Here is a 1564-nt window from a genome sequence, read left to right on the forward strand (position 1 = left end):
AGAATTCCGACAAACTGACGACTGGAATCCAAATAAATTGGCGACTAGATTTACGCTAAATTGACGACTGGCACCTCATGACCCCTGACCCCATAGCCGATGGGAAGCCCGTCCACCGGAGGATACGCAGACCGGCCGACTTAATTTCGCCACGCCGGTAACGCACCTTCGCTGCGTTTCGCCAGTTTCCCAACTGCGTTTCGCTAGTTTTCACGCTGCGTTTTGATAGAATGTGCTGGTGAAACTGATTCAAAGACACCTGGAAACGCGGGTAAAGGAGTTGCTGGGTATCAGCCCGATTGTAGTTATCGAGGGTGCCCGCCAGGTCGGTAAATCCACCATGACTAAAATGCTGCTGCCCCAAACGGAGGTACGGTTTCTTACTTTGGATGACCCCGTGACCAAGAATCTAGCCACGGAAGACCCCCTACTACTCCTGCAATCTAGCGGGGACACGCCACTGGTAATAGATGAAGTGCAGCGAGCCCCGCAGCTAGTGCTGGCACTAAAAATGCTGGTAGACCGCAATCGCCAGGTTGGGAAATACCTCTTGACCGGGTCGGCGAATCTGTTACGCATCCCCCAGTCCGAGGATTCCCTCGCAGGGCGGGCGATGACGCTACGCTTGCATCCATTTACTCAGGGAGAACTTGCAGGACAAAACGATGACTGGGTATCCGCGATTACCCAACTAGCCAAGGGTGGAGCCACGCTACTGGATAAGCAGCTGGCCGCCTTGACCCGCGAAGAAATCGTGAAACGCGCCGCCAAAGGCGGCTACCCACCCGGGCAACACTTGGATGAAAAACAACAACACTTATGGCTAAAGGACTACTTAAAGCGACTACTGCAAAGGGACGCCACCGATTTAGGGCAGCTCAACACGAAAACACTAACGCAGCTGTTCTCTCTGCTAGCGGCTAGCCCCGGCGGGGAACTTGTGCTGCAACATTTAGCGGATAAGCTCAGTATTAGTCGGGAAACCGTACGTCGCTATCTAGAGCTACTGGACTCGATGTTCCTCACGGTGGAACTACCAGCCTGGTCACGCAGCCTGACCACTCGCCAGGTGCGACGTCCGAAACTCTACCTCAGCGACCCCGGATTATTCACTACTCTGGAAAACCTCAACACTGCGCATTTGCTCTCACCCCAAGGCTTCGACTATTTAGGCGGACTGATAGAAACCTTCGTGGTATGCGAACTATACCGACAGCAAGGCTGGAGCGGCACTCCCCATGAGCTTTTCTATTACCGCGACCGCGCCGGAGCCGAGGTTGACATCATCATCGAAACTCCCTCGGGTGTTATCGGAGTGGAAGTCAAAGCCTCCACCAGCGTCGCTCCCAAACAATTCAAACACCTACAAACCCTACGTGACCGGCTCGGGGAGCAATTCATAGCCGGGATAGTACTGAACCTAGCCGAACCCACCCTGGTCGGCCGAAAGCTGTATTCACTGCCTATCAACTCCCTGTGGCAGTCCCCGCAGCCCGCTAGTCTTTAGCCCCCGCAGTTGTTAACGATAGGTAGTCACGATGAAAGTCCAGGTTTTGCCTGAAGC

The 1564-nt window shown here is 54.3% G+C and carries 1 protein-coding gene; it reads left to right on the plus strand.

What is annotated here, in order from left to right; genetic code table 11:
- Positions 1–238: 238 nt before the first annotated feature.
- On the plus strand, positions 239–1507 hold the full coding sequence (locus tag HMPREF0577_RS07705) for an ATP-binding protein (RefSeq protein ID WP_172606782.1): 1269 nt from the start codon (positions 239–241) through the stop codon (positions 1505–1507).
- Positions 1508–1564 lie beyond the last annotated feature (57 nt).

The organism is Mobiluncus mulieris ATCC 35243 (genome assembly GCF_000160615.1).
Lineage (GTDB): Bacteria > Actinomycetota > Actinomycetes > Actinomycetales > Actinomycetaceae > Mobiluncus > Mobiluncus mulieris.